The 19,390-nt window shown below is 65.5% G+C and carries 13 protein-coding genes; 1 reads left to right on the top strand and 12 read right to left on the bottom strand.

Annotated features, from left to right (window positions below):
• Positions 1–13 precede the first annotated feature (13 nt).
• Complete coding sequence (locus DYI37_RS00780; RefSeq protein WP_116681291.1) at positions 14–2,065, bottom strand: alpha-1,4-glucan--maltose-1-phosphate maltosyltransferase; 2,052 nt, start codon at positions 2,063–2,065, stop codon at positions 14–16.
• A gap of 232 nt (positions 2,066–2,297) precedes the next feature.
• Positions 2,298–3,149 (bottom strand): fumarylacetoacetate hydrolase family protein, encoded by an 852-nt coding sequence (locus tag DYI37_RS00775; protein ID WP_116681290.1) that lies wholly within the window; start codon positions 3,147–3,149, stop codon positions 2,298–2,300.
• A gap of 267 nt (positions 3,150–3,416) precedes the next feature.
• Between DYI37_RS00775 and DYI37_RS00770 the strand changes: the two genes are divergently transcribed.
• Positions 3,417–3,923, top strand: coding sequence for a BA14K family protein (locus DYI37_RS00770; RefSeq protein ID WP_116681289.1), 507 nt, complete (start codon positions 3,417–3,419; stop codon positions 3,921–3,923).
• A gap of 120 nt (positions 3,924–4,043) precedes the next feature.
• Here the strand turns inward: DYI37_RS00770 and ligA are convergent, their stop codons facing one another.
• The 10 genes from ligA to glyS form a co-directional block, all read right to left on the bottom strand.
• On the bottom strand, positions 4,044–6,509 hold the full coding sequence (gene ligA, locus DYI37_RS00765; protein WP_116681777.1) for an NAD-dependent DNA ligase LigA: 2,466 nt from the start codon (positions 6,507–6,509) through the stop codon (positions 4,044–4,046).
• 113 nt (positions 6,510–6,622) lie between these two features.
• Positions 6,623–7,738 carry an FAD-dependent oxidoreductase gene (locus DYI37_RS00760; RefSeq protein WP_116681288.1) on the bottom strand — a complete coding sequence of 372 codons (1,116 nt, stop codon included), beginning with the start codon at positions 7,736–7,738 and terminating at the stop codon, positions 6,623–6,625.
• Positions 7,735–9,414 (bottom strand): DNA repair protein RecN, encoded by a 1,680-nt coding sequence (gene recN / locus DYI37_RS00755; RefSeq protein ID WP_116681287.1) that lies wholly within the window; start codon positions 9,412–9,414, stop codon positions 7,735–7,737. The genes DYI37_RS00760 and recN overlap by 4 nt, the downstream gene beginning before the upstream one ends.
• 178 nt (positions 9,415–9,592) lie before the next feature.
• On the bottom strand, positions 9,593–10,387 hold the full coding sequence (locus DYI37_RS00750; RefSeq protein WP_116681286.1) for an outer membrane protein assembly factor BamD: 795 nt from the start codon (positions 10,385–10,387) through the stop codon (positions 9,593–9,595).
• A 180-nt stretch (positions 10,388–10,567) separates the two neighbouring features.
• Positions 10,568–11,506, bottom strand: coding sequence for a UDP-3-O-acyl-N-acetylglucosamine deacetylase (lpxC, locus tag DYI37_RS00745; RefSeq protein ID WP_116681285.1), 939 nt, complete (start codon positions 11,504–11,506; stop codon positions 10,568–10,570).
• Between the two features lie 307 nt (positions 11,507–11,813).
• Entirely contained in the window at positions 11,814–13,409 is a 1,596-nt protein-coding gene (gene ftsZ / locus DYI37_RS00740) for a cell division protein FtsZ (protein WP_116681284.1), read from the bottom strand.
• A 133-nt stretch (positions 13,410–13,542) separates the two neighbouring features.
• Positions 13,543–14,868 (bottom strand): cell division protein FtsA, encoded by a 1,326-nt coding sequence (ftsA, locus tag DYI37_RS00735; protein ID WP_116681283.1) that lies wholly within the window; start codon positions 14,866–14,868, stop codon positions 13,543–13,545.
• Between the two features lie 8 nt (positions 14,869–14,876).
• Complete coding sequence (locus DYI37_RS00730; protein WP_116681282.1) at positions 14,877–15,752, bottom strand: cell division protein FtsQ/DivIB; 876 nt, start codon at positions 15,750–15,752, stop codon at positions 14,877–14,879.
• A complete protein-coding gene (locus DYI37_RS00725; protein WP_116681281.1) occupies positions 15,740–16,663 on the bottom strand; it encodes a D-alanine--D-alanine ligase in 924 nt (307 codons plus the stop codon). Before DYI37_RS00725 ends, DYI37_RS00730 begins: the two co-directional genes overlap by 13 nt.
• Before the next feature lie 376 nt (positions 16,664–17,039).
• A complete protein-coding gene (gene glyS, locus DYI37_RS00720; RefSeq protein WP_116681280.1) occupies positions 17,040–19,232 on the bottom strand; it encodes a glycine--tRNA ligase subunit beta in 2,193 nt (730 codons plus the stop codon).
• Between the last annotated feature and the right edge of the window lie 158 nt (positions 19,233–19,390).

Here is a 19,390-nt window from a genome sequence, read left to right as displayed (position 1 = left end):
CAAGGGCGAGCGTTCAGGTGGCCGGCAAGGTCAGCTTGAACACCGCATAGGGACATTGCTGCGGATCGAGCCACCAATGCTGGACTTTGCCGTGCCAGGTCATGGCCTGCCCGCTCACGAGGTTCTCGGCCTCGATCGAGGCGTCGTCGCCCAATCCGAACTCCCAGAGCGGCACCTCGAAGTGACCGCCTTGCGCGTGCCGCGGATCGAGATTGACCATGAAGAGGAGATAGGACGACCGGTCGGCGGTCCGCTTGCCGTAATAGAGAACCTGATCGTTCCAGAAGTTGAAGAAGGCGAGGCTGCGGAAGTCCTGAAGCGCCGCCTCGCGCCTGCGAAGACGGTTGAAGAAGGCGATGTCCTCGCGAATGTTTCCGTCCGCCTTCCAGTCGAAGGCACGGATCTCGTACTTCTCGGAGTTCAGATATTCTTCCTTGCCCGGCACCGGCAGGAATTCGCAGAGTTCGAAGCCCGAATAGACGCCGTAATTGCCGCCGAGCGTGGCGGCGAGCGCGAGCCGCGTGCGGAAGCCCGGCCGGCCGCTCGTCTGCAGATAGACCGGGTTGATATCGGGGGTGTTGACGAAGAAGTTCGGCCGCATGAATTCGGCGCACTCCTCGGTCGTCAGCTCGGTGAGATATTCGGCAAGTTCCGCCTTCTCGTTGCGCCAGGTGAAGTAGGAATAGGACTGGTTGTAGCCGACCTTGGCGAGCCGCTTCATCACCTTCGGCCGGGTGAAGGCCTCGGCGAGGAAGATCGCGCCCGGATCGACCTTGCGCACCTCCGCGATCACCCACTCCCAGAACGGAAACGCCTTGGTGTGGGGATTGTCGACACGGAAGATGCGCACGCCCTTGTCGAGCCAGAACAGGAAGGTGTCGCGCAGTTCATACCAGAGCGACGGCAGGGCGCCGCGATAGAAGTGAACGTTGACGATGTCCTCGTATTTCTTCGGCGGGTTCTCGGCGAACTTGATGGTGCCGTCCGGCCGCCAGTCGAACCATTCGGGATGCTCCTTGATCCACGGATGATCCGGCGAACACTGGATCGCGAAGTCGATCGCGATCTCGAGCCCGTGCGAGCCGGCGGTCTCGATCAGCCGTGCGAAGTCGTCGAAATCGCCGAGTTCGGGGTGCAGCGCCTTGTGCCCACCGTCTTTCGAGCCGATGGCATAGGGACTTCCCGGATCGCCCTCGTCCGGCGTCAGCGTGTTGTTCTTGCCCTTCCGATTGGTCTTTCCGATCGGATGGATCGGCGGAAAATAGAGGACGTCGAAGCCCATTTCCTGGATATCGGGCAGACGCTGGATGACATCGTCGAAGGTGCCGTGGCGCTGCGTATCGCCGGACTGGGAACGCGGGAACAGTTCGTACCAGGCAGAGAAGGCCGCCGCCGTCCGGTCGACCCAGACCGGCACGTCCACCTCGAAACGCGAGAGGTTCGTCCGGTGTCCCGCAACATCGAGCAGCGCAATGGTTTCCTCGCTCGTCAGCAGCGAATACTGTGCGGTCGCATCCTTCTGCTCGGCCGCCTTCTTCAGGCGTTCGGAGACCTTTGCGAGCGCCTTCTTCTCCTTCGAACCGCCACGATCGGCTTCCTGCGCCGCATCGACGAGTTCGCGTCCCTCGGTGAGTTCGAGATCGGTAAGCTTGCCGGCATCGAGCTTCTTCTTCGCCTCGTCGCGCCAGGTGGCATAGACGTCCCGCCAGGCGATGATCGAATATCGATAGGGGCCGGGACGCGCGAAGCGGATCGTAGCCTGCCAGCGATCGTTGTCGACGAAGACGAGCGGCTCCTCCGACCAGCGATCGGCTCCGGTTTCGCCGTAGACGACGGCGGCCGCGATCTTCTCGTGCCCGTCGCAGAAGATGTCCGCCGAGATCACGAGATCCTCGTTCTCGGTGCGTTTGACCGCGAAGCGGCCACCATCGATCATCGGTTCGACGGCCTCGATGACCACGCGATTTTGAGAGAGCGCGACCGGGTCGATGCCCGACAGCGGCTTCATCGCTCCAGCCTTCTTGCCGGACTTCTTCTTGGCTTCGGACGGTCTTGCGTCTGACATGGACGATGGTTCCGCTCGCTGTTGGTCTCGTCGGGCCGTCGGCGATTGCCGCGGCGCCGCAGGTCGAATCTAGAAAGAAGGGATAGGAGAGAGCCGGCGCATGTCCAGCGCGCGAAGCCGAGTTTTGGCCGAAGGACCGCATGCCGGATCGTTCCTCTGCGGAGGCATGTTGGTCATGCCTCCGCCCGGTGACGGCGCGGTCCGGCGCCCGTCCTCGCGGGTGCTGCTCGCCTCAATTCTTCCTGTAGGTCGTCACGACCTGGCGTTGCTCGCCGAGCCCCTCGATCCCGAGAGTGACGATGTCCCCGTCCTTCAGGAACTTCGGCGGCTTCATGCCGGCTCCGACGCCGGACGGCGTTCCCGTGGTGATGATGTCGCCCGGCTCCAGCTGCATGAAGTCCGAGAGATAGGCGACGATATGCTTGACCGAGAAGATCATGTCGCTGGTCGAGCCGCGCTGGCAGGTCTCGCCATTGACGTTCAGCCAGAGATCCAGGGCTTGGGGGTCGCCGACACGGTCCGGCGTCACCAGCCATGGCCCGAGGGGGCCGAAGCCCGGCGCGCTCTTGCCCTTGATGAACTGGCCGCCCCGCTCCTTCTGGAAGGCGCGTTCGGACACGTCGTTGCAGAGGCAGAAGCCGGCGATATGATCCATGGCCTCGCTTTCCTCGATCGCGAAGGCACGCTCCCCGATCACGATCGCAAGTTCCACCTCCCAATCGAGCTTCGTCGAGCCGGGCGGGATCGGAATATCGTCGTGCGGACCGGAGATGGAGGACGGCGCCTTGGAGAAGACGAGGGGTTCGGACGGCAAGTCGTTGCCGAGTTCGCTCGCATGTTCGGCGTAGTTCTGGCCGATCGCGATGAAATGGCCGACGCGCCCGACCGGACAGCCGAGGCGATGGGACGGATCGATCTTGGGCAGGCTCTTCGGATCGATCGCGGCCAGCCGCTCCAGTCCGCGGCGGGACAAAACCTCGCCGGCGATATCGTCGATCTCGCCCGAAAGGTCACGAAGAACGTGCTCATCGTCCACGATGCCCGGTTTCTCGGACCCTTTTTCGCCATATCTGATCAGCCGCATGAATCATGCCCTTTCGTCGTTCGTCCGGTCGGCCCGCAACGGGACCCCGCGTGAACAACATTGGGTGATCGTTCGATCCGTCCAGCACCTTTGCGCAAGGGCGCGAGAACGGGGGGCGAGGAGCAGCGGTCGGCTTGTTCGCGAACCTTGACGGGACCCCGCCCCTCCTCATCTGACGATAAGACCGACATATGACAGTGAATGTTCACCGGCCGTTCAGGTAGCGAAGCATTAACTCTGGTTTTCCCCTCGACAAGGATGTCCCCCATGTCCTTCTTCAAATCCCTCAGCATCAAGGCGCTCGCCCTCACGCTCGCCTTTTCCCTCGCACCAGCGACCCTTCCCGCCGGCGTCTCCGTGCCGGGCATCGGCGTCACCAGCGCCAAGGCTGATCCGTACTATCGCGGAGGCCGGCACTATTACGGCGGACGCCGTTATTACGATGGACGCGGTTATCGCGGGGAGCGTCGCTACTATCGTGGCCATCGCCGCGACCGCGGCAATGCCGCAGCGGCCGCCGTCATCGGCGGGATCGTGGGCCTCGGGCTCGGCGCCGCCATCGCCAGCCAGCCGCGCTATGTGGAGCCGCGCTACGTCCAGCCTCGGCCCGTCTACCGGGTTCGCCCGGCGGCTCGTACCTATGGCGCCTATGGTGGCGGCATCCAGCCATGGACCGGCGAGTGGTACCGCTATTGCGCAGCCCGCTACCGCTCTTTCGACGCTCGGAGCGGAACGTTCCAGCCCTATCACGGTCCGCGTCAGCTCTGCCGGTAACCGCCAGGTTCAAATCTGATGTCTTTCGCCGGGTGCGGTTCTCCGCCCCGGCGAATGTCGTTCGAGAGAAATCGATCGGTCCATCCGGACGGCGGGCGATAGACGAAACGTGGCGAGCGATCAGGCGGGCAGATCACGGCCGATCCGCGCGAACCAGCCGGCCTCGTCGATCACCTCGATGCCGAGTTCGGCCGCCTTTTTGAGCTTCGAGCCTGCGCCCGGTCCCGCGACCACGAGATCGGTTTTCCTGGATACGGAGCCCGAGGTCTTCGCGCCGAGAGCCTCCGCCATTTCCTGGGCCTCCTCTCGCGTCATCTTCTCCAGGGAGCCGGTGAAGACGATGGTCAGACCTGCGACGGGCGAGTCCACATCCGGCCCCTTCGCCCTGCGTTCGTTGAAGGTCGAGACGCCGGCGCCGAGAAGCGCGCTCACCGCCTCGCGATTGTGCTGTTCGGCAAAGAAGTTGACGAGCGACTGTGTCGCGACCGTGCCGATATCGCCATCGGCCGTCAGCTCAAGATAGGCCGGCTTCGGTGCGGCCTCTTTGCCAGCGCGGATCGCGTCACGGATCGCAGCCGGCTCGCCGAACCGGTCCTTCAGGCTCTTGCGGCGGGTCACGTTCAGTCCCGCCTGAGGGTCCCGCGTCGGATCGTATGTCTCATCGGCGAGCTTGTCCTCGCCGAGGCTCAGCAACTGCTCGAAGCTCTTCTCCCCGATACCCTTCAACTGCGAGAGCTCCAGCCACGCATCGCCCGGCATGCCCTTCGCTGCCGCATCCACTCCCTCGATCAGGCCTTCGACATCGTCGAAATGCCGTGCGAGCGCCTTGGCGGTGGTCTCGCCGACATTCGGGATGCCGAGGCCGAAGATGAACCGCTCCAAGGGAACGCTTCGGCGGGCATCGATCCCGGCGAAGAGGTTCTGCGTGCTCTTCGTGTAGTCGTAGGCGCGCTCCTCCTTTCGCTCCTTCACCTCTCGCCCTTCCGCCCGCGCGGCCTCGTCCTCCGCCGCTTCACGCTCGCGGCGCGCCGCGAGCGCGCGCTCTTCGAGAAGACTCTTCGTCGCCTCGAAGTCGAGCGTGAAGATATCGGCAGGCTGGCGCAGGAGGCCGGCGTCGAAAAGCGCTTCCACGAGCGTATCGCCGAGGCCGTCGATATCGAAGGCCTGACGCGAGACGAGATGTTTCAGGCCCTCGCGACCCTGAGCCGGGCAGGTCAGTCCCGCCGTGCAGTGGCGCTTCGAGTCCGGACGCTGGGTTCGCGGGTTCATCTCGCGAACCGCGTTCGAGCCGCAGACGGGGCAGTGGGTCGGAAAATCGAACGGCTTCGCGCCCTCCGGCCGCTTCTCCGCGACCACATCGACGATCTGCGGGATCACATCCCCCGCGCGTTGGACGACGACCGTATCCCCGATGCGGATATCGAGCCCGCTTGGACGTATGGTCTCTCCGTCCGCATCGATCCCGGCGATATAGTCCTCGTTGTGAAGGGTCGCGTTCGAGACGACGACGCCGCCGACGGTGACGGGTTCGAGCCGCGCGATGGGATTGAGCGCGCCCGTGCGCCCGGTCGTGACATCAATGCCCTGGAGCACCGTCGTCGCCCGTTCGGCGGCGAACTTGTGGGCGATGGCCCAGCGCGGAAAGCGCGAGACGAAGCCGAGTTCGGCCTGGAGTTCGAGATCGTCGACCTTGTAGACGACGCCGTCGATATCGTAGCCGAGGCCGGCCCGGTTCTCCTCGATTTGGCGATAATGCTCTATCAGACCGTCGATCGTCTCGAAGCGCTGCATCAGCGGATTGATCTGGAACCCGAAGCGCCCGATGGCCTCCACCACCTCCGTCTGCGTCCTGCCCGGCAGTTCGCTCGCCTCGCCCCAGGCATAGGCGAAGAAGCGCAAGGGTCGGGACTTGGTGACGCTCGCATCCTTCTGGCGAAGCGAGCCGGCCGCGGCATTGCGTGGATTGGCGAAGCGCGGCTTGCCGGCCTCCTCCTGTCGCGCGTTCAGGGCGGCGAAATCGGCATGGGCCATGTAGACCTCGCCGCGCACCTCGAAGACGTCCGGCGCGTCCTCGATCGTCACGGGGATGTCGTCCACCATCCTCGCATTCGCGGTCACATCCTCGCCCTCGGTGCCGTCGCCCCGCGTCGCTGCCGTTTTCAGCTTGCCCTTCTCGTATCGAAGCGAGAGCGACAGTCCATCGATCTTCGGCTCTGCGGTGATGCCGAGCCGGTCGCTCTCGGAAAGCTTCAGCATCCGCCTCACCCGTCTTGCGAAATCCGCGACGTCCTCTTCGGTGAAGGCGTTGTCGAGAGAGAGCATGGGCACCGAGTGGCGCACTTTCGCGAAGGTCGTCGAGGGCGCGGCGCCGACGCGGCCGGATGGCGAGTCTTCGCGAACGAGATTGGGGAAGCGCGCCTCGATCGCGAGATTTCGGCGGCGCAGCGCGTCGTAGTCCGCATCGGTGACGGTGGGCGCATCGTTCTGGTAATAGGCCGCATCATGCTGGGCAATCACGCCTGCCAGACGTTCGAGTTCGGCCCGTGCCTCGGCCTCGTCGAGATCTTCGACCGGTTTGTCCACCATGTCCCGTTCCCATCCAGTGTCGTCGGTTGCGAAAGAGCGGTCCTCGCCTTCGGTTCCGCCATCCGAACCATCGATTCGGACGAGGCTCTTTATGGCCCATCCGCGCTTCGAGATCAGGCGCCGTCGCGCAGCCATTCCGGCTGGGGCTCGCCGGTCCCGATCAGGCGGGTAAGCAAAGGTTTGCCGATCGCCGGAACGGCACCCGCCATCGGAAGGCCGAGGCGCAAGAGCACCCCGATCGCGGAAGACGGCCCCGTAATCCGGCTCACCAGCATCCTGTTGCGCTTCTGAACCCTCTTGATAGCCGGAAGCCGCTGCATCTCGTATTCGCTCGCCCGGCCCGTCTTGAGAAGGAAGGCGAGCCAGGCCGCGTCGGCGATACCGCAGCCGATCGCATCGAAACCGAACGGCGAATGGACGTGGCCGGCACCTCCCGCAAAAAAGATGCGCCCCCGTGCGAGCCGTTCCGCATGCCGGGGAGTGCAGGAACAATACGAGACATCGAGAGGCGACCCGAGACCATCGATGTCATAGGCGGGCTCGTCATGCGCGTTGGCGATCGCAATCAGGCGAGCGCGGCCCTGTCCGGTCTCAACCAGCCATTGCGCCGCGCCGGATTTCCGAAGCGAGAGCGTCAGGGCTTCCGCATTCGCGCCGGCAGGCATTTCGACATCGGCCATCGCGTATTCGATCGCGGGGCCCGTCTCCACCCACGGCAGTCCGAGGATATCGCGAACCGTCGAATCCCCGCCATCGCATCCGACGACCGCGTCGGAGTCCACATGCTCGCCGGTCGAGAGGATCGCGGTCGGACGATGGGTCTCGCCGAGTTCGACGAGGCGGGTGTTCCATTCGACGGTGATGCCTCGCCCTTCGAGACTGGCGATCAAGACGCGTTCGGCGCGCGCCCGGTCGATGGACAATGCGAAGGGAAAGGCCGCGCACATATGGCTGAGTGACAGGGTGCCGGCTCGCCGGCCATCCCTATCGATTGCCACGGCCCCGATTGTCTGCCCCTCGGCAATCAGCCTCTCGATGAGACCCGAAGGCTTAAGGATCGCGAGGGTCGGCGGCAGCAGAAGGAGGTGTTCCGCCGCAGCCCTGTCCTCCGGTCCCCGGGCACCATCGACGATCCGCACCGGCAAGCCCCGGCGGCTCAGTTCGGCGGCGAGAACGAGACCGACCGGGCCGGCGCCGACGACGACCACCGGCTTTCGCCGGTCCGTCATGGTGTTTCGAGACCGATGAGGCGCGCTGCGGCCGCCCTCGCCTCCTTGGTCACGGTCTCGCCCGCGAGCATGCGCGCGATCTCTTCATTGCGGGTCTCCCCGTCGATCTCCACGACGCGCGTCGCTACCCGATCCTCGGCGGCATTGCCGGCCTTCGAGATCAGGAGATGGGTGGCCGCTCGTGCTGCGACCTGCGGCGCATGGGTCACCGCCAGAACCTGAACGCCGTTGGCAAGACGCGCGAGCCTGCGGCCGATGGCGTCGGCCACCGCCCCGCCGACGCCGGTATCGATCTCGTCGAAGACCAGGGTCGGCGCAGAGCCGCGATCGGCGAGCGCCACCTTCAGGGCGAGCAGGAACCGGGACAGCTCGCCGCCGGATGCGACCCGCATCATGGGTCCGGCGCGCGTGCCGGGATTGGTGCGCACGTGGAATTCCACCTCGTCGATACCGGCCGCCGAGCCGAGATCCGCCTCGCCGCTGCTGACGATCGAGACGATGAACTCGGCCCGCTCGAGCTTGAGATCCGGCAGTTCCGACATCACGGCATCGGTCAGCGTCGCGGCGGTCTCGTGCCGGCGGGCCGAAAGGGTTGCGGCAAGCCCGTCATAGACGCGGCGGCGCTCGCCGACCTCGGCCTCCAACTGACGGACACGCTCTTCGCCGGCATCGAGATCGGCGAGATCGGCGACCATCTTTGCCGCAAGATCGGGCAGTTCGTCGACCGCGACGGAAAACTTGCGGCTGGCGGCGCGCAGGGCAAACAGCCGCTCTTCGGCCGCCTCCAGCGCCTTCGGATCGAATTCCAGCGTCCGCAACGCCTTTTCCAGCGCCATCTGTGCATCGGAAATCGCATCGACGCCGGTCGCGAGCCTCTCGATCACCTCGTCGAGAAGACCCGGCACCTCGTCCCGCTTGCGGTCGAGGCGCTTCAGAAGATTGACGAGACCCGGCATCGGCGAGGACGAGCCGGAAAGTTCGTCATTCGCATCATTGACGTCGGTCGCGATTTTCTCGGACCGCATCATGATGGCCCGCGTTTCCGCCAGTTCCTCCTCTTCGCCCTCGACGGGAGAAAGCTCGGAGAGTTCCTCCACGCTCGAACGCAGGTAATCGGCTTCGCGCGCCGCCTCCTCGACCTTCTTCAGATGTTGGTCGAGCGCGGTCTTCGTCTTGCGCCATGCGCGGTAGGCCTCGCCGACCTCCGTCACCATGGGCTGCAACCCGCCGAACGCGTCGAGAAGCGCGCGATGAGCGTCCGCATCCACCAGAGCCCGGTCCGCATGCTGCCCATGGATCTCGACCAGCGCTTCACCGAGTTCGCGCATGAGCGCGACGCTCGCTGGCCTGTCGTTGATGAAGACCCGCGTGCGGCCGTCCGCGTTCTGGATGCGGCGCAGAATGACGTCGCCGTCGTTGTCGTAGCCGTTCTCGGTCAGAAGCTCGCGCGCAGGGTGCGCGGACGCAACATCGAAGACCGCCGTCACTTCGCCGCGCTCCTCGCCCTGGCGCACGAGAGAGCCGTCTCCCCGACCACCCAGGGCGAGCGACAGGGCGTCGAGCATGATGGACTTGCCGGCGCCGGTCTCGCCGGTCAGGACCGCCAGCCCCTCGCGCAGGGACAGATCCAGGCGTTCGATGAGGACGATATCGCGGATGGCGAGATGAACGAGCATGTCCGGGTGATGTCAGCGCGGAAGGAGATGCGATTGGTTTGGAGACCGAGGGAACGGCCCTTCGCCTAGATAGGCCACTGGTCGGCGCTTGCCTATCCTGCGCAAACAAAACGACCCGCCGGAGGGGCGGGTCGTTCGCATCGATCAGTCATGAAGAGCCCGGAGCGGGATCGAAGGGTCAGCCCGCGTTCTGAAGAAGCGCGTAGGTGTCCTGATACCACTGGGAGTCGGGATAGTTCTGACCGAGCACCGAAGCCGAAGCGCGGGCTTCCTGCACGAGCCCCATCGCCAGATAGCTTTCGGTCAGACGGGCCAGCGCCTCTTCGACCTGCCGGCTCTCCGGATAGACGTCGACGACGTTCTTGAACCGGTTGATCGCGGCCGCGTATTCGCCTCGCTCCTGATAGTAGCGTCCGACCTGCAGCTCCTTGCCGGCCAGCTGGTCGCGCGCGATGCGCAGCTTCGAGCGGGCATCCTCGACGTAAGGGGAGTTCGGATATTCCTCGACCACCGCGCGCATCGCCTGGGCGGTGCGTCCTGCATCGGTCTGGTCGCGGGTGATGTCGGGGATCTGGCGCCAGTAGGAGAGGCCGATAATGTACTGGGCGTAGGCCGCTTCTTCCGTACCCGGATAGAGCGAGAGATAACGCTTGGAGGAGTTGATCGCCTCCTCGTATTCGCCGCCGCGATAGCTCGTGAAGGCTCGCATCACGAGCGCCTTGCGCGCCCATTCCGAATAGGGATGCTGGCGGTCGATCGCCTGGAACTTCGCGGCGGCCTCGCTGAGACGACCGCCGTCGAGATTGGCGAGACCCTGATTGTAGAGAACCTCGGGAGGCTCGGTCTGCGCCGCAAGCGCCAGAACGTCCACGTCCGATCCGCCGCCGGACGCGCATCCGGCCACGATCATGGGACTGGCTGCCAGCGCTACGGCGAGCGATATCTTGCGGAAAGTCGCATCGAAAACCGTCATGATCCCCCGATCGTCCCCTTTTCGATCTTCCCGGCCCTTCGCATCGCGTCCCGTTCACCGGGAAAACTTGGTGAACCCAAGGCGTGCTTATGGCAGGCGGGAAGCGGCGTTTTTGTGACACGCCCGCATTGTGCGACGCTTGTGGCTGGCGAACGAGGGCGCGTCAAGCAGGCCCGGCGATCAAAGCATCTGCGGGCCGTAGGCCGGTGCTGCGACCGCCACGAGCGGAGCATGGCGGACGGGATCCGTCCGGCGAGCCGGGAGCTCGACGATCTCGTAGGCGGACCGATCCTCGAGCAGCGCACGCAGCGCCATCGCGTTCAGCCGGTGACCACCACGATGGGAGGCATAGCATCCCAGGATGCGCGCGCCGGCGAGTGCCTGATCACCGATCGCATCGAGCGCCTTGTGACGCACGAACTCGTCGGGATAGCGAAGGCCGTCGGGATTGACGATGCCGCCGTCGACATCGATCACCACGGAGTTCTCGAGCGAGGAGCCGAGCGCGAAGCCCGCGGCCCAGAGGCGCTCGACATCCTTCATGAAACCGAAGGTGCGCGCCTTGGAGAGTTCGCCCTTGAACCGCTCGGCGGTGAGATCGCCGGCATAGGTCTGACGGCCGATCGCCGCGCAGTCGAAATCGATCTCGATCTCGAAGCGGGTGGTGTTGTGCGGGCGGTATTCGGCGCGAGCGCCGTTGTGCTCGACGGAAACGGTCTTCAGAACGCGAATGTAACGACGCTTGACCGGCTGGCTGACGAGACCCGTCTCGTCGATCGCGACCATGAACTGGGCGGCACAACCGTCCATGATCGGCGTTTCGCCCGAATCGATCTCGACGATCGCGTTGTCGATCCCGGCCGCATAGAGGGCAGCCATCAGGTGTTCGATGGTAGCGATGGTGACGCCGTCGGCACTGCCGATCACCGTGGACAGATCGCCGAAGGGGGCATTGGCGGAGACCGCCTCGATGTCGCGCACGGAACCGTCATCCAAACGACGTCGAAACACGATACCCGTATCGGCCTCGGCCGGAACGAGGACGAGCGAGACCGGCCTGCCGCTATGGACGCCTATTCCGTCGAAAGCGATTTGGGCGGCGATCGTCTGCTGGTACATCAACACTTGCGGCAACCTTTCCTGCCAGCCTTCGGACGCTGCGTGAACGCGTCACGATCGGCTCGGCGGATTTCCCCTCGGAAATCTCGGACCCTGCGGCGCGGCACCCCCATACCTCGCCAATCCCGATTTCATGTAAGAATTACCTAAATCGGTGCATCGCAATATCCAAATCACGCTTCTTTACTTCGTGTTACCGCGATGGCTTGGATCAAGTTTAGAAATCCTTGGTTTCCAATGGCTTAACGAAAACGGGCCCGCTGCTTGCGGCAGCGGGCCCTGTGTCATGTCTGCTATAGACGGAGTGTTAATTGGCCTGGCGGCGCAGGAAGGCCGGGATCTCCAGATGATCGTCTTCCGCAAGACCACGCGGCTGGTTCGTCGGACGGGCCGCCGAGTCCGCCGCCTGGCGACGGGCGGCGGGCTGCTGCGACGGCGCCGGGACGTGGGCCGGAGCCGGACGCGGAGCTTCCGCACGGCGCTGCTCGGCCGGTGCCATCTCCTCGACCTCCTCGCGGCGCGACAGGCCGGTCGTCAGGCGGCGCAGAAGACCCATCGGCCCCCTGTCCTCGCCGGCGTGCTCGGCCTGGGCGGACCGCGTCTCGATCTCGTTCTTCACGACCGGCGGGAAGTCCTCGATCCTCGGCATGCGCGGGGGCACGCTCGGCGTGACGGGACGGCTCGCCGTCGGCTCGACCTGCTCGATCTCGGCGGCGAGAGCCGCCGTGAAGTCGTCATCCATGTCGAGGGCGTCCATCTTCGGCTGCGGGCGCGCCTGGGGAGCTGCCGCACGCGGGGCCTGAGGGGCGCTCATGATCGGCTCGGGACGGCGCTGCTCGGCGACCGGGGCCTGGGCCTGCGGCTTGTGCGGCACCTGGGGGGCGGCCGCCGCCGGGCGCGGAGCGGGCTCCGAACGCGTGATCGTCTTCTCCTCGAGTGCCTTGTCGATGCCGGTGGCGACGACCGAGACCCGGATGATGCCTTCGAGCGCTTCGTCGAAGGTCGCGCCGAGGATGATGTTGGCGTCGCTGTCGACTTCCTCGCGGATGCGGGTGGCCGCTTCGTCGACCTCGAAGAGGGTGAGATCGCGTCCGCCGGTGATGGAGATCAGCAGCCCGCGCGCGCCCTTCATCGAGGTTTCGTCGAGGAGCGGGTTGGCGATCGCGGCCTCGGCGGCTGCGAGCGCACGGCCCTCGCCGGACGCTTCGCCGGTGCCCATCATCGCCTTGCCCATCTCGCGCATCACCGAACGAACGTCGGCGAAGTCGAGATTGATGAGGCCTTCCTTGACCATCAGGTCGGTGATGCAGGCGACGCCCGAATAGAGCACCTGGTCGGCCATGCCGAAGGCGTCCGCGAAGGTCGTCTTGTCGTTGGCGATTCGGAACAGGTTCTGGTTCGGAATGACGATGAGGGTATCGACGTTCTTCTGCAGTTCCTCGATGCCCTGGTCCGCGATGCGCAGACGGCGCTGGCCCTCGAAGTGGAACGGCTTGGTGACGACGCCGACGGTGAGGATGCCCTTTTCGCGCGCGGCGCGGGCAACTACCGGGGCAGCACCGGTGCCCGTGCCGCCGCCCATGCCGGCGGTCACGAAGCACATGTGCGAGCCGAGCAGGTGGTCGCAGATCTCGTCGATCGATTCTTCGGCGGCCGCGCGGCCGACTTCCGGCTGGGAGCCTGCACCGAGGCCTTCGGTGACGGCGACGCCCATCTGGACGACCCGCTCGGCCTTGGAGGAGCGCAGCGCCTGCGCGTCGGTGTTGGCGATGACGAATTCGACGCCTTCAAGGCCGGCGCTGATCATGTTGTTGACCGCGTTGCAACCGCCGCCACCGACACCGAAGACGGTGATACGGGGCTTCAGCTCGGTGATGTCGGGCTTGTTGAGGGTGATACTCATGGCCTTGATCCTCTCTCCAGGTTCCGTTGCCGTTCTGCCGCGCGGCCGGATGATGCTGTCGTTATCGGGCGACGCGCGGCACGCGCCGTTTCTCGAATGCCGCTTCGTCGGAGGACCGAAGAAGCGGCGGTGTTCAGATGCTTCGCCGCAGCCAGGTGCCGAACCGACCGGCCCGCGTGGACTGGTCGAACATGCGCTGGGCGATGGAACTCGTGGCGACCGTCTCGCGGTGGACGACCTGCGGATAGATCAGGAGGCCAACGGCGGCCGAGAAGGCGGGCGACTTGTGCGCGGTCGCAAGGCCGGAAATCCCCACCGGACGCCCGAGGCGCACATTGCGCTGGAGAATCGCGCGGGCCGTGTCGGGAAGACCGGACAGCTGGCTCGCGCCGCCGGTCAGCACCACGCGCTTGCCGATGACATGGCCGAGATTGGACGCATTCAGCCGGTCGCGGACGAGCTCCAGGATCTCCTCGACCCGCGGCTTGACGATCTTGCAGACCGTTGCGCGCGAGACCGTCACGCTCTCGTCATTGCCGGCCTCGCCGAGGGAGGGCACCGTGATGGTCTCGTCCTCGTGGGCCAGATGCGGGAGCGTCGAGGCGTTGACCACCTTCAGGCGCTCGGCATCGGCCGGATGGATCGACAGACCACGGGCGAGATCCATCGTGATGTGGCTGCCGCCGATCGCGACCTGGTCGGCATAGACGAAGCGACCATTGTGGAAGATCGCGATCGTCGTCGTGCCCGAGCCCATGTCGATCGCGGCCGAGCCCATCGCGGCCTCGTCCTCGACGAGTGTGGCAAGGGCGCTGGCATAAGGCGTGGCGACGAAAGCCTCGACCTCGATATGGGCCTCGTTGAGCGCCGCCTCGAGATTGCGGAGCGGCGTCTCCTCGGCCGTCAGCACGTGCATGTCGGCGCTGAGGGTACCGGCGGTCATGCCGACCGGATTCTCGATGCCGCCCTCGCCGTCGATCGACAGATCGAAGGGCACGGAGTGGAGCGCGAGGCGGTTCGGCTCGAAGCGGATGCGGGCCGCCTGGGATTCGACGAAGGCGACGTCGGACTGGGTGATCGCGGTCACCGGATTGAGGCTCGCGCTGCCGCGATAGCTCTTCAACCGGCCGGCGGTCAGCGAAACGATGAGCGAGCCGACCGACAGGCCTGCCGCAGCCTCCGCCGCCTCGACCGTCGCGCGGATCGCAATCGCGGCTTCCTCAATATTCGTGACGGTGCCGGACTTCACGCCGCGCGAGCGCTGATGGCCGACGCCCAGAACCTCGACGGTGTGGGTGCGGTCACGCAGCACCTCGCCCTCGGGGCGGGGCCGCAGCCGCGCGATCATGCAGGACATCTTCTCCGAGCCGATATCCAGCACGGAGACGATCTGTGCGCGGCGCGGAGACAAGGGGTTCATGCGCGGCATGTCGGTGGAGTTGCGGAACAGGAAATTCATGGATCCGGTCAGCCTTTGGACTGGCGCTTGAGGATGGCCTTGCGCTCCTTCAGCGCGGCATCGCGCCGCTCGAGGGCTTCGGGCGTCAGCTTGACGACGACACGATCGGCGACACGCAGGTCGACTGAGAGAATGTCGCGTTCCAGCAAGTTCTGTTCGTGATCCATACGCGCGACCTCTGCCAACGCTCTGATCGGGTCATCCTCCGGCAGACGGATCGTGACGCCGTTTTCGAGGACGAGATCCCAGCGCCTGTCCCCGACCCGAACGTATGCGGTCACGCTTGCGCGAAGCTCGGGAAACTCTTCCATCTCGTCGAGAATTCGTGCCGCCGCGGTGTCGGCGCCCTCGCCGACGACCACGGGCAGAACGTCGAAACGGCCCGGCGTGAAGGGAACGATCGCCGTTCCCTCGCGATCGATGATCGTGAAGGTCTCGCCGCGCTGCCAGACCGCATAGGGCCGGTATTCGATGAGCTCGATGCCGACGCGATCGGGATAGTATTTCGAGACCGAGGCCCGCTCGATCCACGGCATCGCCTCGAGGCTGTCCTGGGCAAATTGCGGATCGAGGCTGACGACGGTCTGCGCGCCCGTCGACCAGAGAGTCTGGAGAATGTCGATCTCGGAGGTCTCGGAATTGCCCGACACGTCGATGGTCTCGATCGAGAAGCCGAGCGGGACCGCGACCGCATCGACGACGGCGGTGGAGTGGCCGCCGAGAACCGCGCCATAGGCGAGCGTTCCGGCAAGCAGACCACCGGCGACGACGCCGAAGCGCGGCAGACGCCGCTCGCCCAGGCGAACGCCGAACTGCTCGATGCGCGCGCCGATCCTGCGGACCGTGGCGACGAAGGGCTTCGAAGAGGATGTCAGCGCTCGCACGAGGCGTCCTCCACCATCCAGCGGACCAGATCGCCGAAGCTGTGGCCGGACTGCTTCGCGATATCGGGAACGAGGGAGACCGCGGTCATGCCTGGCTGGGTGTTGATCTCGAGCCAGGCGATCTCGCCTTTCGGACCGAAGCGGTCGTCATATCGAAAATCCGAGCGGGTCACGCCGCGGCAGCCAATGGCGCGATGGGCGGCAAGTGCCCATTCCTGGATCTTGCGCGCGACATCGGCCGGGATCTCGGCCGGCACGATATGCACCGAACCGCCGTCGGAATATTTGGAATCGTAGTCGTAGAAGGCATGTCCCTCGGTGGTGATCTCGCACACGTCGAGGGCGACGTCGCCCATCACCGCGCAGGTCAGCTCACGCCCGTGAACGAACTCCTCGATGAGGAGATCGTCGCCGAATGTCCATTCGGGCGAGGACAGGGACTGGGGCGGATGGGACTGGTTCTCGCGAACGATCAGCACGCCGAAGCTCGACCCTTCCGCGACCGGCTTGATCACGTAAGGGGGCGCGATCGGATGGACGTCCGCGATCGCCTGCCTCTTCATGACGCGGCCCCGGGCCACCGGAACGCCCGCGGACTTCGCGACCGTCTTGGCGAGCAGCTTGTTCATGGCGAGCGCCGATGCCGCGACGCCGGAATGGGTGTAGGGAATCTGCAGGTATTCGAGGATGCCCTGGATACGCCCGTCCTCGCCGAACGGCCCGTGGAGCGCGTTGAAGGCGACATCGGGCTTCAATTCGGCAAGGGTTTCGGCGATCCGGCGGTCGACGTCGACCCGGGAGACTTCGTAACCCTCGGCCTCGAGCGCATCGGCGCAGGCCTTGCCGGAATTGAGGCTCACCGGCCGCTCGGACGACAAACCGCCCATCAATACCGCGACATGCTTGGCCATCGGTTACCAAAACCTCTCGAACTTGGTTCGGATGGACCATCGCTCGGATTTGGTTAAACGGAGGTTAACGCCTGCAATTTGCGGAAAGGTCTAGGAAACGATCCTCAACGATTTCTTACGTCGGGCTCAATTCGTGTCTTGGCCGCTACACCTGTAACCCCCGCGCACCACTCTCTGTGCGTCAGGATTCGACAGACCAGCCTGCCTCCCACCAACGCGGCAATCGCGGCGGCGTCGAGGCGGAGGCTCGAATTTATGTCGGGAGAATGTGGATGGTCCGGCAATAAGCGGTCGGGGGCCGGATCGGGTTCCGTGAACGCCGGAGGCGGACCCGCCGCCGGACGCAGCCGGGCGGCGGGGGCTTAGCCTGTTCGTCTCAGCCGGCGATGCGCGAGAAGTCGGCAACCCTCGCGCAGGCCGAACGGATGCGGGCGAGAAGCGCGAGGCGATTGGCCCGCACGTCCTCGTTCTCGGCGTTGACGAGAACCTTGTCGAAGAACGCGTCCACCGGAGCCCGCAGATGGGAAAGCCCGGCCATCGCCTGCCCGTAGTCGCGGCGCGACAGGGCATCGGTCATTTCGATCTCGGCCCGGTCGATGGCGCCGGCGAGAACCTTCTCCTCGTGCTCGCCCTGGCTTGCGACAAGATCGGTATCGACCTTCTCCGCGATCCGCGTGCCCTTCTTCTCCTCGGCCGAAAGGATGTTCGCAGCCCGGCGATAGCCGGCGAGAAGGTTCTGGCCATCCTCGGTCCCCAGGAACTGGCCGAGCGCCTCCACCCGGTTGGAGACATCGAGGACATCGTCGTTGGCCTGTCCGCCCTCACCCGAAAGCACTGCGTCGACGAGGTCGTGCCGCGCGCCGGAATCGCGAAGCTGAACCTTCAGCCTGTCGTGCAGGAAGGAAAGAAGGTCGGCATCCGTCACCAGTTTGGAGAGCGAGACGACCAAACGGTTCTCGACCAGAATGCGGATGACGCCGAGCGCGGCACGACGCAGGGCATAGGGGTCCTTGGAGCCGGTCGGCTTCTCGTCGATCGCCCAGAACCCGTTCAGCATGTCGAGCTTGTCGGCGAGCGCGACCGCGATCGCCACCGGATCGCGAGGCACCTGATCGCTCGGCCCGAGCGGCTTGTAATGCTCCTCGATCGCCGTCTGGACGGAGGGATGCTCGCCCTGGATCTGCGCATAGTAGCGGCCCATGAAGCCCTGAAGCTCGGGAAACTCGCCCACCGCTTCGGTCGGAAGATCGGCCTTTGCGAGGAGCGCGGCACGGCGCACGGCGCGCTTCAATTCCTGCGAATGGCTTTCGGACGAGGATGCCGCGACGCCATCGGCGGTCACCTGGCCCGCGATCTCGCCGGCGATCGTCTCGGCCAGATCCGCAATGCGCTTCACGCGCTCTCCTTGAGTGCCGAGCTTGGCGTGGAAGGTGACGCCGAGGGCGTCGAGCTTTGCCATGCGCTGGTCGAGCGGCTTTGCGAGATCGAGCCCGAATACCTCCGCCGAGCGGCCGAGGTCACCCAGATCCGGCAGGTCGGCCTGGTCGGTCTCCCAGAAGTAGAGCGCGTCCGAAAGACGGGCGCGCACGACCTTGCCATTGCCGCGCACGATCTCCTCGCCGCCATCGCTGGCCTCGATGTTGGAGACGAGGATGAAGGTGTTCGACAGGCGGCCGTCACCACCCTGCGGACGGGTGACGAAGCATTTCTGGTTCACCTTGATCGTCAGCTGGATCACTTCCGGCGGGATCTGGAGGAACGTCTCCTCGAACCGTCCGACGAGCACTACAGGCCATTCCACGAGGCCGGAGACCTCTTCGAGGAGTCCCTCGTCCGGCACCACTTCGAGACCGAGCGCGAAGGCGCGGTTCTCCGCGTCATGCCGGATGATGTCCTTGCGCCGCTCGGCATCGAGCACGACATAGGCGCGCTCCAGCTTGTCAACATAATCGTCGAAACGGCGCACGGTGAAGGGATCGGGTGCGTGGAAGCGGTGACCGACGGTCGTATTGCCCGATCGGATGCCGGCGACCTCGAAATCGACGACCACGGGCTCCTCAGTCTCGGGGCCGAAGGTGCAGAGGATCGATTGCAGCGGCCGAACCCAGCGCATCGAGCCGGGCTCGCGCGATTGCGCGCCCCAGCGCATGCTCTTCGGCCAGGGGAAGTCGCGGATGATGCCGGGCATCACCTCGGCGACGATCTCCTCGGCTGGCCGGCCCGGGCGGCTCAGAACCGCGACGTAGAAGTCGCCCTTCTTCGGATCGGACTGGATGGTCGCCTCGTCGATGGAGGAGAGGCCCGCACCGCGCAGGAAGCCCTGGATCGCCTTTTCGGGCGCGTCGACCCGCGGCCCCTTGCGCTCCTCGGACACGGTCTTGGAGGCCGCGTCGACACCGCGGATATCGAGGGTCAGCCGGCGCGGGGTCCAGTATTCGCGCGCGCCCTCATAGGTCAGGCCCGCCTCGACGAGCGCGTCGGTGACGAGCTTCCTGAGATCGCCGGCCGCCTTGCGCTGCATGCGGGCGGGAATTTCTTCGGAGCGCAGTTCGAGAAGAAGGTCGGGCATCGATCAGGCCTGAGCCCCCATGCTGGTCGTTACAAGGGTCGTCGGCCTCGATCGTCGCGGAGCCGGCCGGTCCGCGACGGGGCGGACGGCCTGGCGAAACCTGCGGAAGGAGAGGCCGCCGTCGTCGGAAACGCTCTTCGGCCACGCGGTGGACCGTG

This window comes from Fulvimarina endophytica, from assembly GCF_003403015.1.
GTDB lineage: Bacteria > Pseudomonadota > Alphaproteobacteria > Rhizobiales > Rhizobiaceae > Fulvimarina > Fulvimarina endophytica.
Note: the sequence above shows the minus strand (reverse complement) of the source record. Positions and strands in the feature narration are given on the sequence as shown.